The 11871-nt window shown below is 41.8% G+C and carries 23 protein-coding genes and 1 pseudogene; all 24 read left to right on the top strand.

The window, feature by feature from the left end; all coding sequences use genetic code 11:
* Positions 1–69: pseudogene (locus ACFIMG_RS09290) on the top strand (elongation factor Tu); the annotation flags it as partial.
* 61 nt (positions 70–130) lie between these two features.
* Entirely contained in the window at positions 131–439 is a 309-nt protein-coding gene (rpsJ, locus tag ACFIMG_RS09285) for a 30S ribosomal protein S10 (RefSeq protein ID WP_005773267.1), read from the top strand.
* A 27-nt stretch (positions 440–466) separates the two neighbouring features.
* Positions 467–1204: a 50S ribosomal protein L3 gene (gene rplC / locus ACFIMG_RS09280; protein ID WP_375629003.1), complete on the top strand. Its 738-nt coding sequence runs from the start codon at positions 467–469 to the stop codon at positions 1202–1204.
* A 2-nt stretch (positions 1205–1206) separates the two neighbouring features.
* Entirely contained in the window at positions 1207–1827 is a 621-nt protein-coding gene (gene rplD, locus ACFIMG_RS09275) for a 50S ribosomal protein L4 (RefSeq protein WP_375613145.1), read from the top strand.
* Complete coding sequence (locus tag ACFIMG_RS09270) at positions 1824–2117, top strand: 50S ribosomal protein L23 (protein ID WP_375611473.1); 294 nt, start codon at positions 1824–1826, stop codon at positions 2115–2117. The genes rplD and ACFIMG_RS09270 overlap by 4 nt, the downstream gene beginning before the upstream one ends.
* A 19-nt stretch (positions 2118–2136) precedes the next feature.
* Positions 2137–2970: a 50S ribosomal protein L2 gene (rplB, locus tag ACFIMG_RS09265; protein ID WP_375611474.1), complete on the top strand. Its 834-nt coding sequence runs from the start codon at positions 2137–2139 to the stop codon at positions 2968–2970.
* 15 nt (positions 2971–2985) lie between these two features.
* Complete coding sequence (gene rpsS, locus ACFIMG_RS09260) at positions 2986–3264, top strand: 30S ribosomal protein S19 (protein ID WP_004855734.1); 279 nt, start codon at positions 2986–2988, stop codon at positions 3262–3264.
* Between the two features lie 2 nt (positions 3265–3266).
* Positions 3267–3656: a 50S ribosomal protein L22 gene (rplV, locus tag ACFIMG_RS09255; protein ID WP_273791407.1), complete on the top strand. Its 390-nt coding sequence runs from the start codon at positions 3267–3269 to the stop codon at positions 3654–3656.
* The gene (rpsC, locus tag ACFIMG_RS09250; RefSeq protein ID WP_273791408.1) at positions 3656–4366 is read left to right on the top strand and encodes a 30S ribosomal protein S3; all 711 of its coding nucleotides are present in this window, start codon (positions 3656–3658) and stop codon (positions 4364–4366) included. The genes rplV and rpsC overlap by 1 nt, the downstream gene beginning before the upstream one ends.
* A gap of 36 nt (positions 4367–4402) precedes the next feature.
* Entirely contained in the window at positions 4403–4816 is a 414-nt protein-coding gene (gene rplP, locus ACFIMG_RS09245; protein WP_375611475.1) for a 50S ribosomal protein L16, read from the top strand.
* Positions 4817–4828: 12 nt separating this feature from the next.
* A complete protein-coding gene (gene rpmC / locus ACFIMG_RS09240; protein ID WP_375606714.1) occupies positions 4829–5029 on the top strand; it encodes a 50S ribosomal protein L29 in 201 nt (66 codons plus the stop codon).
* A gap of 11 nt (positions 5030–5040) precedes the next feature.
* Complete coding sequence (rpsQ, locus tag ACFIMG_RS09235; protein WP_012231991.1) at positions 5041–5280, top strand: 30S ribosomal protein S17; 240 nt, start codon at positions 5041–5043, stop codon at positions 5278–5280.
* Positions 5281–5424: 144 nt separating this feature from the next.
* On the top strand, positions 5425–5793 hold the full coding sequence (gene rplN, locus ACFIMG_RS09230; RefSeq protein ID WP_004855715.1) for a 50S ribosomal protein L14: 369 nt from the start codon (positions 5425–5427) through the stop codon (positions 5791–5793).
* Between the two features lie 12 nt (positions 5794–5805).
* Positions 5806–6120 (top strand): 50S ribosomal protein L24, encoded by a 315-nt coding sequence (rplX, locus tag ACFIMG_RS09225; RefSeq protein WP_015856579.1) that lies wholly within the window; start codon positions 5806–5808, stop codon positions 6118–6120.
* The gene (gene rplE, locus ACFIMG_RS09220; RefSeq protein WP_375611477.1) at positions 6113–6670 is read left to right on the top strand and encodes a 50S ribosomal protein L5; all 558 of its coding nucleotides are present in this window, start codon (positions 6113–6115) and stop codon (positions 6668–6670) included. The genes rplX and rplE overlap by 8 nt, the downstream gene beginning before the upstream one ends.
* Before the next feature lie 24 nt (positions 6671–6694).
* Positions 6695–7000 (top strand): 30S ribosomal protein S14, encoded by a 306-nt coding sequence (rpsN, locus tag ACFIMG_RS09215; protein ID WP_273791412.1) that lies wholly within the window; start codon positions 6695–6697, stop codon positions 6998–7000.
* 14 nt (positions 7001–7014) lie between these two features.
* Positions 7015–7413: a 30S ribosomal protein S8 gene (gene rpsH / locus ACFIMG_RS09210; protein ID WP_015856577.1), complete on the top strand. Its 399-nt coding sequence runs from the start codon at positions 7015–7017 to the stop codon at positions 7411–7413.
* A 39-nt stretch (positions 7414–7452) separates the two neighbouring features.
* Positions 7453–7986 carry a 50S ribosomal protein L6 gene (rplF, locus tag ACFIMG_RS09205; RefSeq protein ID WP_375679189.1) on the top strand — a complete coding sequence of 178 codons (534 nt, stop codon included), beginning with the start codon at positions 7453–7455 and terminating at the stop codon, positions 7984–7986.
* A gap of 12 nt (positions 7987–7998) precedes the next feature.
* Positions 7999–8361: a 50S ribosomal protein L18 gene (gene rplR / locus ACFIMG_RS09200; protein ID WP_273791414.1), complete on the top strand. Its 363-nt coding sequence runs from the start codon at positions 7999–8001 to the stop codon at positions 8359–8361.
* Positions 8362–8472: 111 nt separating this feature from the next.
* On the top strand, positions 8473–9021 hold the full coding sequence (gene rpsE, locus ACFIMG_RS09195; RefSeq protein WP_015856574.1) for a 30S ribosomal protein S5: 549 nt from the start codon (positions 8473–8475) through the stop codon (positions 9019–9021).
* Between the two features lie 31 nt (positions 9022–9052).
* Positions 9053–9259: a 50S ribosomal protein L30 gene (rpmD, locus tag ACFIMG_RS09190; protein ID WP_375611481.1), complete on the top strand. Its 207-nt coding sequence runs from the start codon at positions 9053–9055 to the stop codon at positions 9257–9259.
* Between the two features lie 20 nt (positions 9260–9279).
* Positions 9280–9747 carry a 50S ribosomal protein L15 gene (gene rplO / locus ACFIMG_RS09185; RefSeq protein ID WP_375613141.1) on the top strand — a complete coding sequence of 156 codons (468 nt, stop codon included), beginning with the start codon at positions 9280–9282 and terminating at the stop codon, positions 9745–9747.
* Between the two features lie 161 nt (positions 9748–9908).
* Positions 9909–11255 carry a preprotein translocase subunit SecY gene (gene secY / locus ACFIMG_RS09180; protein WP_375611483.1) on the top strand — a complete coding sequence of 449 codons (1347 nt, stop codon included), beginning with the start codon at positions 9909–9911 and terminating at the stop codon, positions 11253–11255.
* A complete protein-coding gene (locus ACFIMG_RS09175; protein ID WP_375613140.1) occupies positions 11252–11830 on the top strand; it encodes an adenylate kinase in 579 nt (192 codons plus the stop codon). Before secY ends, ACFIMG_RS09175 begins: the two co-directional genes overlap by 4 nt.
* Positions 11831–11871: the final 41 nt, after the last annotated feature.

The following is an 11871-nucleotide window of genomic DNA, read 5'->3' as shown; positions in this document are numbered from 1 at the left end:
CTTCGTTTTGCTATTCGTGAAGGTGGTCGTACTGTTGGTGCCGGTATCGTCTCTAAGATCATTGAATAAATAATGCTTGTTGAGTGCTTTGATTATTGAAGGCACTTTGTATAACAGGGAAATAAAGAGCATGAACAGTCAGAATATTCGCATTCGCTTGAAAGCGTTTGATCATAGAATTCTTGATACGTCGACGCGTGAGATCGTATCGACTGCTAAACGTACCGGTGCAAATGTCCGTGGTCCCATTCCGCTTCCGACGCGGATTGAGAAGTTTACGGTCAATCGTGGACCGCATATCGATAAGAAAAGTCGTGAGCAGTTTGAGATGCGAACACATAAGCGTCTTCTTGACATTGTTGATCCAACGCCGCAAACAGTGGATGCGCTTATGAAGCTCGATCTTTCTGCTGGTGTGGATGTAGAAATTAAGCTCTGAGGTTTGAGGACAGAAGGAACAGACCCGATGCGTTCAGGTGTAATAGCACAGAAGCTGGGCATGACCCGTATTTATAATGATGCTGGTGAGCATGTGCCGGTGACGGTACTTCGTTTGGAGAATTGTCAAGTCGTTGCTCAGCGTACAGTTGAAAAGAATGGTTATACTGCTGTTCAATTAGGTGTAGGCTTTGCTAAGGTTAAGAATACTTCACAAGCTCTTCGTGGACATTTTGCTAAGGCTTCTGTTGAGCCTAAAGCTAAAATAGCAGAGTTTCGTGTGAGTCCCGACAATCTTCTTGATGTTGGTACTGAGATTACAGTGGAACATTTTGTTCCAGGACAAAGAGTTGATGTGACTGGTACCAGTATTGGTAAGGGGTTTGCTGGTGTTATGAAACGACATAACTTTGGTGGGCATCGTGCTTCTCATGGTAATTCGATTACACATCGTGCTCATGGTTCTACAGGGCAGTGCCAAGATCCTGGTAAAGTTTTTAAAGGTAAAAAAATGGCTGGCCATATGGGGCAAGTGCGTGTAACAACACAGAATATTGAAGTTATTTCCACTGATAGTGAGCGTGGTTTAATTTTAGTGCGTGGTGCTGTTTCTGGTTCTAAAGGTTCTTGGATTTTGATACGGGATGCTGTGAAGAAGCGTCTTCCTGAGAATGCTCCAAAGCCTGCTGGTATTCGCCGTCTTGTGAAGGAGAAAGCGGAAATGGTTACTCCGGTGACGGAAACCTCTGAGGTTGAGGGAGCCTAATAATGGATCTTGTAATTAAAACTCTTGATGGTAATGAAGCTGGCAAATTAAAGGTTTCTGAAGCTATTTTTGATCTTGTTCCGCGTGAGGATATTTTGCAACGTGTTGTTCGTTGGCAGCTTGCACGTCGTCAGCAGGGAAGTCATCAATCCCAGGGTCGTTCTGATGTATCGCGAACAGGGGCAAAAATGTTTAAACAGAAAGGAACTGGGCGTGCTCGACATTCATCTGCACGTGCACCGCAGTTTAGGGGTGGGGGTAAGGCACATGGACCGGTGGTTCGTAGCCATGCGCATGATCTTCCTAAAAAGATTCGTGCTCTTGGGTTACGTCTTGCTTTATCTGCAAAATTAAAAGCAAAAGATTTAATTATTGTGGATGAGTTGACTGTTAAGGATGCTAAAACGAAAATGCTTGTTTCTCATTTTTCTAAGCTTGGATTTAATAACGCTCTCTTGATTGATGGTAAAGAGATTGATATTAACTTTTTTCGTGCAGCCTCTAATATCCCTAATATTGACATTTTGCCTATTCAGGGAATTAATGTTTATGATATTTTGCGTCGCAGCAAACTTGTTTTATCAAAAGCAGCTGTTGAGGCTCTTGAGGAGCGTTTTAAATGACAGATCTTCGCCATTATGATATAATTATTAGTCCAGTTATTACTGAAAAGGCGACTATGATTTCTGAATATAATCAAGTTGCTTTTAATGTCGCGCCGAAAGCGACGAAGCCTGAGATTAAGGCTGCTATTGAAGCGCTTTTTAGCGTAAAAGTTAAAGCAGTTAACACGGTAGTCCGTAAGGGTAAAGTGAAGCGTTTCAAAGGTATAGTTGGTCGGCAGAGTGATGTCAAAAAAGCGATCGTAACTCTGGCCAGTGGTCAGACTATCGACGTTTCGACAGGTCTTTAAAGGCTCGGAGATAGGAATAATGGCACTTAAGCAGTTTAATCCAACGACACCTGGGCAGCGTCAGCTTGTTATTGTGGAACGTTCTTGTCTTTATAAGGGAAAACCTGTAAAGATGTTAACTGAAGGTTTGTCTTCAAAGGGTGGACGTAATAATCGCGGTCGTGTTACTGCTCGTTTTCAGGGTGGTGGACATAAACGTAGTTATCGGTTTGTCGACTTTAAGCGTCTTAAACGTGATGTTTCAGCAAAGGTTGAGCGTTTAGAATACGATCCTAATCGTACCGCTTTTATTGCTTTAATCCGCTATGAGGATGGGCAATTGAGTTATATTCTTGCACCACAGCGTCTTGGTGTTGGTGATTCTGTTATGGCTGGTTTAAATGTGGATGTTAAACCAGGTAATGCTATGCCTCTTGCTAATATGCCTGTAGGTACAATTATTCATAATGTTGAGATGAAGCCAGGGAAAGGCGGACAGATTGCACGTTCAGCAGGTGCTTATGCGCAGTTGGTTGGACGAGATCATGGTATGGCTATTCTTCGTTTAAATTCTGGTGAGCAGCGTTTGGTTCCGAGTAGCTGTTTTGCAACTGTTGGCGCTGTTTCAAATCCTGATCATGGGAATATTAATGATGGTAAGGCGGGGCGGTCACGTTGGCGTGGTAAACGTCCACATGTTCGTGGTGTTGCTATGAACCCCGTTGATCATCCACACGGTGGTGGTGAAGGTCGTACATCGGGGGGGCGCCATCCAGTTTCTCCCTGGGGTAAACCTACGAAAGGTAAGCGTACGCGCTCCAATAAAGCCACTGATAAATTTATTATGCGTACGCGTCATCAACGCAAGAAATAAGAAAGGTAGTCTGAGGTGGTTCGTTCAGTGTGGAAAGGTCCGTTTGTTGACGGCTATCTTCTTGGTAAAGCAGAGAAGGTACGTGCAAGTGGGCGCAACGAAGTTATAAAAATATGGAGTCGTCGCTCTACTATTTTACCGCAATTTGTTGGTTTAACTTTTGGTGTTTACAACGGTAATAAGCATATTCCTGTTTCTGTTTCTGAAGAGATGGTTGGGCATAAGTTTGGTGAGTTCGCTCCTACCCGGACTTATTATGGTCATGGTGCCGATAAGAAAGCGAAGAGGAAGTAGGAATGGGAAAAGCTAAAGTTTCGCGCCAGCTTAAAGATAATGAAGCAAGAGCTGTCACGCGGACAATTCGTGTTAGTCCGCAGAAGCTTAATTTAGTTGCTGCAATGATTCGTGGTAAAAGAGTTAATGTAGCGCTCGCTGATTTGATGTTTTCACGCAAGCGAATTGCTGCTACTGTGAAAAAAACACTTGAATCAGCAATTGCAAATGCAGAAAATAACCACGATCTTGATATTGATTCGCTTGTTGTGGCGGAAGCTTATGTTGGTAAGTCGATAGTGATGAAGCGCTTTCATGTTCGTGGTCGAGGGCGTGCTAGTAGAATTGAACGTCCATTTTCGCATCTTACTGTTATTGTTCGTGAAGTTACCGAAAAAGTGGAGGCCGCGTAATGGGGCAGAAGATCAATCCAATAGGACTTCGTCTTGGTGTTAATCGGACTTGGGACTCTCGTTGGTATGCTGATAGTGGTGAATATGGGCGCCTTCTTCATGAAGATTTGAAAATTCGTTCATATGTGCTTGAGGAACTTAAACAGGCGGCTATTTCTAAGGTTGTTATTGAGCGTCCTCATAAAAAGTGTCGTATTACAATTCATTCTGCACGTCCTGGTTTGATTATTGGTAAAAAGGGTGCTGATATCGAAAAGCTTCGTCGTAAGCTCTCAGAAATGACGGATGCTGAAACTTCATTGAATATTGTGGAGATTCGTAAACCGGAGATTGATGCGACAATTATTGCGCAATCAATTGCTCAACAGTTAGAGCGTCGTGTTGCTTTTCGTCGTGCAATGAAGCGTGCTGTTCAGTCTGCTATGCGTCTTGGTGCGGAAGGTATTCGTATCAATTGTTCTGGCCGTCTTGGTGGTGCTGAAATTGCTCGTATGGAATGGTATCGTGAAGGTCGTGTTCCACTTCATACCTTGCGTTCTGATGTTGATTACGGTACAGCAGAAGCTAAGACCGCTTATGGTATTTGTGGTATTAAAGTTTGGGTCTTTAAGGGTGAGATTCTTGAGCATGATCCGATGGCTTCAGAACGTCGTGCTACGGAAGCTGATCAATCTGGTTCTTCATCGAATCGTCGCCGCGAAAATGCTTAGTTTTTGAGATTGAACTAAAATTTGGAGTAGAGAACAATGTTGCAGCCAAAGCGCACAAAGTTCCGTAAACAGTTCAAAGGCCGTATTCACGGTTTTGCGAAGGGTGGTACGGATTTGAATTTCGGTGCCTACGGTTTGAAGGCTGTTGAGCCGGAGCGGGTTACTGCTCGTCAAATTGAAGCGGCGCGTCGTGCGATTACACGTTATATGAAGCGTTCTGGTCGTGTGTGGATTCGCATTTTTCCAGATCTTCCGGTTACATCTAAACCGACTGAAGTTCGTATGGGTAAAGGTAAGGGAAGTGTTGATTATTGGGCTGCACGTGTTGCTCCTGGGCGCGTCATGTTTGAGCTTGATGGAGTTCCGGAGGATGTTGCACGTGAAGCACTAAGATTGGGTGCTGCAAAGTTGCCTATAAAAACGCGTTTCATCCAGCGTATTGCTGAATAATGAGGTTAAGCGATGAGAGCCACAGAATTACGGGCGCAAACGCTCGACCAAATGAAAGATGAATTGGCTAAGTTAAAGAAAGAGCAATTTAATTTGCGTTTTCAAAAAGCAACAGGTCAATTAGAAAAGACTGCGCGCGTTAGACAAGTTCGTCGTGATATTGCGCGTATTAAAACTTTTCTTCGTCAAAAGATAAGTGAAAGTAAGGTTTAAGGAAATAAGAGATGCCTAAACGCGTTTTGCAGGGTGTTGTTATTAGCGACAAAAGTGATAAGACTGTTGTTGTCAAAGTTGAACGCCGTTATTCTCATCCGCTTCTTAAGAAGACTGTTCGGCAGTCTAAAAATTATAAAGCGCATGACGAAAACAACCAATTCAAGATTGGGGATCAAGTTTCTATTCAAGAATCTAGACCAATTTCGAAAGATAAATGTTGGATTGTTGTAAAAGACAATGTAGCGTAATGAGTTAAGCTTATTGTTTTAGAATTTAACAGTGTGGTTATCATTGATAAATTTGAAGGCGATAACTTTATCGTTATTTGGCAGGCAAATCCGAGTGTGTAAAAGGTACAATCGGATATATGTGTTAAGAGAAGGTGGCCAGTCATGATTCAGATGCAAACAAACCTCGACGTTGCTGATAATTCTGGAGCGCGTCGTGTCATGTGCATCAAAGTGTTAGGCGGTTCAAAGCGGAAATATGCTTCGGTCGGTGACATTATTGTTGTTTCGGTTAAGGATGCAATTCCTCGTGGCCGTGTTAAAAAAGGTGATGTTATGAAAGCTGTTGTGGTTCGTACTGCTAAGGATATTCGTCGCGCAGATGGTAGTGTCATTCGTTTTGATAGTAATGCTGCGGTTTTAGTGGATAATAAAAAAGAGCCGATCGGTACTCGTATCTTTGGACCTGTTCCCCGTGAATTGCGTGGTAGGAATCATATGAAGATCATCTCGCTTGCTCCTGAAGTTCTGTAAGGAGTAAATGTTATGCAGAAGATTCGAAAAGGTGATAAAGTTGTTGTTTTGTCCGGTAAGGATAAAGGATGTAGTGGTGAAGTAATTAAGGTTAGTCCAAAAGAGAATAAGGCTTTTGTTCGTGGGATTAATATGATTAAACGTCATCAACGTCAAACGCAGAAGCAAGAAGCTGGAATTATTTCTAAAGAAGCTCCGATTCATCTGTCTAATTTGGCGATTGCTGATCCTAAAGATGGTAAGCCTACACGTGTAGGCTTTCGTATGAATGCAGATGGTAATAAAGTTCGTTTTGCCAAGCGTTCGGGAGAGTTGATTAATGGCTGAGGAAAGACAAATACCGCGTATGAAAGCGCATTATTTTGAAGTGATTCGTAAAGTGCTTCAAGAGAAGTTTAATTACAGAAATGCGATGCAAATTCCGCGGATTGATAAAGTTGTAATAAATATGGGGATAGGTGAAGCAACTGCTGATTCGAAGAAGCCTTCCCTTGCCGCTGAGGATTTAGGGCTAATAACGGGTCAGAAGGCTGTTGTTACGCGTGCGCGTAATTCTATTGCGACCTTTAAGGTTCGTGAAGGAATGCCTCTTGGGGCTAAAGTTACATTGCGTAAAGATCGTATGTTTGAGTTTTTAGATCGTCTTGTGACGATTGCTCTTCCGCGGGTTCGTGACTTTCGTGGTTTAAATCCAAAGAGTTTTGATGGTCGTGGCAATTTTGCTATGGGTATTAAAGAACACATTGTGTTTCCAGAAATCAACTATGATAAAGTTGATCAAATTTGGGGGATGGATATTATCGTTTGTACGACAGCAAAAACGGATGATGAAGCTCGTGAGTTATTGCGTGCTTTTAATTTTCCTTTTCGTTCGTAACGGCAAACGTAGTGAGGTGAAATTATGGCCAAAGTAAGTGCCGTTGAAAAAAATAAGCGTCGTGAGGTGATGGTAAAGCGCTATGCTGCCCGTCGTGCACGTTTGAAAGCAATAGTTATGGATCAGAAGGTTTCTCTTGAAGAACGTTTTAAAGCTTCTGTTCAGTTGGCAGAGTTGCCGCGTAATTCTTCGAAAGTTCGTATTCGTAATCGCTGTGAGGTTTCAGGTCGTCCGCGGGCTTATTATCGTAAATTAAAAATGTCGCGAATTGCGTTGCGTGAGCTTGGCTCTATTGGCTATATTCCTGGTATTGTAAAGTCTAGTTGGTAAGAGGAGATTATTTAATGTCTATGTCAGATCCTCTTGGTGATATGCTAACACGTATTCGTAATGCACTTGGTCGTAAAAAAGGTAAAGTAGTTACTCCAGCTTCGAAGCTTCGTGCGCACGTTCTTGATGTTCTTCAGTCGGAAGGTTATATTCGCGGATATAATCAAATTGATTTAGGTGATGGGAAAGCTGAGATTGAAATCGAATTGAAGTATTTTGAAGGGTTGGCTGCTATTCGTGAGATTTCACGTGTATCAAAGCCAGGGCGTCGTGTGTATGTTTCTGCTAAGTCACTTCCTCAGGTGGCAAATGGCCTTGGTATTTCGATTTTATCGACTCCTAAAGGTGTCATGGCAGATCATGAGGCGCGTGAACAGAATGTTGGTGGAGAACTCCTTTGTCGTGTTTTCTAAGTTATGTCAAGAAAACGGAAGAAAAAGTAGGTTAGAACAATGTCTCGTATTGGAAAGAAACCCATTTCAATTCCTTCTGGAGTTACTGCTACTGTTGAAGGACAGCTGGTTAAGGCAAAAGGTCCAAAAGGTGAGCTGAGTTACGTCGTCAATGATGAAGTCTTAGTCAAACTTGAGGAGAATATCATATCAGTTATGCCGCGGGATCAGTCAAAAGATGCGCGTTCTAAATGGGGTATGTCGCGCTCAATGATTGAGAACATTTTTTGTGGTGTGAAAGATGGTTTTGAAAAGAGGTTGGAGATTAATGGGGTTGGTTATCGTGCTGCTTTGCAGGGTAAGGATGTTCAACTATCTCTGGGCTTTTCGCATGATGTGGTTTATAAAGTTCCGCCGGGTGTTACTGTGACTGTTCCTAAGCCAACGGAAATTGTTGTTTCTGGAATTGATAAACAGCAAGTTGGACAAGTTGCAGCGGAGATTCGTGAGTATCGTAGGCCTGAGCCTTATAAAGGTAAAGGTGTTAAGCATGCAGATGAACGTATCTTCCGTAAAGAAGGTAAAAAGAAATAAGGATTTTGTATTATGGTTTCATCTAAGGACATTATCCAACGTCGTGCAAGGCGTGTTCGTCGTAGAATTAAAATGGTTTCTCATGATCGTCCTCGGCTTAGTGTTTATCGTTCAAATCAGAACATTTATGCTCAAGTTATCGATGATTTGCGGGGATGTACACTTGTTTCAGCCTCTACTCTTGAAAGTGATTTGAAAAAATCGTTAAAGAGTGGTGCTGATAAAAAGGCGGCCTTTGCTGTTGGTAAGTTAATTGCTGAGCGTGCGAAGAAAGCGGGTGTTAATGAGGTGGTTTTTGATCGTGGAGCGTATGTGTACCATGGTCGCGTCAAAGCTTTAGCTGAAGCTGCTCGTGAAGGTGGTTTGAATTTCTAAAATTTCTTATTTATGAATGAGTAAGGAGAGTTTAGAGTATTTCGTTTAAGTTCTTCCAGTTTGATGAGGGACTTTGTTATCGTGCTTCCGGAAAAGAAAAAGGAATGAGGAATGGCACAAAAAGAACGTGGTGAGAGAGAAGAACGCGATAATGAATTTGTCGATAGGCTCGTTCATATCAATCGTGTTGCTAAAGTTGTAAAGGGTGGTCGGCGTTTTGGTTTTGCTGCTCTTGTTGTCGTTGGAGATCAAAAAGGGCGTGTGGGTTTTGGACATGGTAAAGCCCGTGAAGTTCCAGAAGCCGTTCGTAAAGCAACGGAATCTGCGAAACGTGGGATGATTTATGTTCCGCTTCGGTCTGGGCGTACATTGCATCATGATCTTGAAGGTCGTCACGGAGCTGGGCGTGTTTTGCTACGTTCGGCTTCTGCTGGTACTGGTATTATTGCTGGGGGACCGATGCGTGCTATTTTTGAAGCTCTTGGTATGCAGGATGTCGTTGCAAAATCACTAGGGTCGTCGAATCCTTATAACATGGTTCGTGCAACATTTGATGCATTGAAACATCAAATGCATCCTAGAGATATTGCTGCTCAACGTGGTATAAAGTATTCGACTTTGCAGGCGCGTCGTCGCCATTTAGTCGACCTAGAAGGGTAGTTTCTGAGATTATCAGAAAAGGAATTAGGAAATGGTTCAGAAAAAATCTCAGAGTGGTAAAACTGTGACGGTGGAACAAATTGGAAGCCCTATTCGAAACTCACAGATTCAGCGTGCAACCTTAAAGGGGCTTGGACTAAATAAAATGCGTCGTCGGCGCGTTTTAGATGATACACTTTGTGTGCGGGGTATGATTGCTCGGGTTCGGCATCTTGTTCGCGTTATAGATGAAGGTTAAGGGTTGCGGGAGTATTAGATATGAAACTCAATGAACTGCGTGATTGCGAAGGCGCAACAAAAAATCGTAAGCGTGTTGGGCGTGGTATTGGTTCCGGTACGGGTAAGACTGGTGGTCGTGGTGTAAAAGGGCAAAAGTCACGTTCTGGTGTTTCCCTTAATGGTTTTGAAGGTGGGCAAATGCCTATCTATCGTCGTTTGCCAAAACGTGGATTTAGGAATTTCTTTGCTAAAACCTACAATGAAGTTTCACTAGGACGTATTCAGTTGGCAGTTGATGCAGGTAAGTTGAATATTGAAAAGCCGGTTGATATGGTTTCTTTGAAAGAGGCTGGTATTATTCGTCGTGAAAAAGATGGGGTTCGTCTTCTTTCTGATGGTGATTTGAAGGCTAAGATTACCTTTCATGTTTCTGGTGCTTCACAAGCTGCTCGTGTTAAGATTGAAAAAGTGGGTGGCCAGGTTATTCTTCCTGATATTGCTCGATAATTTTTTAATATGAATAGAGACCTAAAGAAGAATAATATCTGTTTTGTGGAATCTTTTGTGGAGAATTGTTTAAGTTCTGCATTTGTTTGTGTATGCATATATGAATTTTAGGATTATACTTCTGTGATTTGAAGAACTGGAGTGTAAAGTGGAGACGTTTTATGGCATCAGCAGCAGAGCAATTTGCTTCCAATATAAATTTCGGCACCTTTTCGCGTGCAACTGAATTAAAGAAACGCATCTGGTTTACTCTGTTGGCGCTTCTTGTATATCGTTTTGGCACTTACATCTCTCTTCCAGGTATCAATATCGATGCTTTGCGGCAAACATTTGAACATCACGCGTCGGGTGTATTAGGACTCTTTAATATGTTTGCTGGAGGTGCCGTTGGGCGTATGGCTATTTTTGCGCTGGGTATCATGCCTTATATATCGGCATCTATTATTGTGCAATTGTTAACATCTATTATTCCTTCTTTGGAAACTCTTAAAAAAGAAGGGGATTTAGGTCGTAAGATTATCAATCAATATACGCGTTATGTAACAGTCGTATTGGCAATTCTACAAGCTTTTGGTATTGCGGTTGCGCTTGAAAGCGGTATAGGGTCGGGGCTTCAAATTGTTTTAGAACCAGGTCTTATGTTTCGTATTTCTTCTGTTATTACGCTTGTTGGCGGAACGATGTTTCTTATGTGGCTTGGCGAGCAAATTACGTCACGTGGTATTGGTAATGGGGTTTCTCTTATCATTTTTACAGGGATTGTAGCCAACTTTCCTTCTACTTTTGCTCAGCTTTTGACAGCTCATAGTCAGGCTGATTTATCAACTTTTCTTTTAATAGGAATCGTTCTTATTGCTGTTTTGGTTATTGGGCTTATTGTTTTTATAGAGCGTGCGCAACGGCGAATTCTTATCCAATACCCGAAACGTCAGGTCGGTAATCAAATGTTTCAAGGAGATATGTCGCATCTTCCTTTAAAGTTGAATACTGCTGGTGTTATTCCACCTATTTTTGCTTCATCTTTATTATTATTACCTGCCACTATTAATAATTTTTCTGATAAAATGCCACAATGGGTTCAGGAGATTTCTTATGCTCTTGGTCATGGACAGCCACTTTATATGATTGTTTATGCATTTTTAATGGCGTTTTTTTGCTTTTTTTATACAGCTATTGTGTTTAATCCAAGTGATACTGCAGATCAGTTGAAAAAACATTCTGGTTTTATTCCAGGGATTCGTCCAGGTGAGCGTACAGCCGAATATATTGATTACGTTTTGACGCGTATTACTGTTGTGGGCGCTATTTATATTATCTTGGTTTGTTTGTTACCTGAATTTATGATATCTGCATTACAGGTTCCTTTTTATCTTGGGGGAACATCCTTGTTGATTGTTGTTACTGTTACACTTGATACGGTTGCTCAAATTCAGGGGCATCTTGTTGCCCACCAATATGAAGGGTTGATAAAAAAATCAAAACTTCGTGGAGGTAGAAGGAATCGATGAGAGTTATTCTTTTAGGTCCTCCTGGAGCGGGAAAAGGTACGCAAGCAAAAATGTTGACTGAGGAATATAACATTCCTCATTTATCAACAGGGGATATGTTGCGTGAGGTGATTGCCAAAGAAACGGAGATTGGTAAAAAAGCTAAAGCTATTATAAGTTCTGGTGCTTTGGTACCTGATAGTATTGTTAATCAAATCGTATCAGATCGGATTGATGAAGCTGATTGTGTAAACGGTTTTGTTTTGGATGGATATCCGCGAACTGTGGGGCAAGCAGAAGCGTTGCAACAGATACTGGATTCAAAAAATATGTGGCTTAATGCTGTTATTGAATTGTGTGTTGATGAAGACGTGTTGATTGAACGTATGAAGAAGCGTGTTGAGGAAACAATAGCGACTGGTGGACAGGTTCGTTTAGATGACAATCCTGTTGCTTTTGCAAAAAGATTAGTAGAATATCGTGAAAAAACAGCTCCCTTATCAAAATTTTATTCAGAGAGGGGAATGTTGAAGGTTATTGATGGAATGATTGGTGTTGCTGAAGTGACACGTATGATTAGAGGGTTTCTTTCATGAGATTTTTTTTAGAAATAAATGAAAAGAGTTGACTTTTGAGA

Origin of the sequence: Bartonella sp. AP11XZML (genome assembly GCF_042196445.1) — a bacterium.
In the GTDB taxonomy this organism is placed as follows: Bacteria; Pseudomonadota; Alphaproteobacteria; order Rhizobiales; family Rhizobiaceae; genus Bartonella.
Note: the sequence above shows the minus strand (reverse complement) of the source record. Positions and strands in the feature narration are given on the sequence as shown.